Below are 710 nucleotides of genomic sequence, written 5' to 3' on the forward strand. Positions count from 1 at the left end.
ACTGTCATCTTAACGTTATCACCAGGCATTACCATTTCTACGCCTTCTGGTAACTGTACGTCACCAGTTACGTCAGTTGTACGGAAGTAGAACTGTGGACGGTAACCTTTGAAGAATGGAGTATGACGACCACCTTCATCTTTTGAAAGTACGTATACTTCTGATTCAAAAGTAGTGTGTGGCTTGATTGAACCAGGCTTAGCTAGTACTTGACCACGTTCAACGTCTTCACGCTTAGTACCACGTAAAAGTGCACCAATGTTCTCACCAGCACGACCTTCGTCAAGCAGTTTACGGAACATTTCAACACCAGTACAGATTGACTTAGTTGTATCACGGATACCAACAATTTCAATCTCGTCGTTGATGCGGATAATACCAGCTTCAACACGACCAGTTACAACAGTACCACGGCCTTGGATTGAGAAAACGTCTTCGATAGGCATGATGAATGCTTTATCGATGTCACGCTCTGGCTCTGGAATGTAAGAATCAAGTGCGTTTGCAAGCTCAACAATCTTATCTTCCCACTCTTTCTCGCCTTCAAGCGCTTTAAGTGCTGAACCTTGAATTAGTGGTAAGTCATCACCTGGGAAATCGTATTCTGAAAGAAGTTCACGAACTTCCATTTCTACTAGCTCAAGTAGCTCTTCGTCATCAACCATGTCACATTTGTTCATGAACACGATGATGTAAGGAACGCCAACTTG

At 43.2% G+C, this 710-nt stretch carries 1 protein-coding gene; it reads right to left on the minus strand.

From position 1 onward, the window contains the following. Nucleotides 1-710, minus strand: a 710-nt coding sequence (locus H5058_RS18135; RefSeq protein WP_259398655.1) for an EF-Tu/IF-2/RF-3 family GTPase, incomplete at both ends; no start/stop codon positions are given.

Source organism: Pseudoalteromonas sp. SR45-4 (genome assembly GCF_014163535.1).
In the GTDB taxonomy this organism is placed as follows: Bacteria; Pseudomonadota; Gammaproteobacteria; order Enterobacterales; family Alteromonadaceae; genus Pseudoalteromonas; species Pseudoalteromonas nigrifaciens.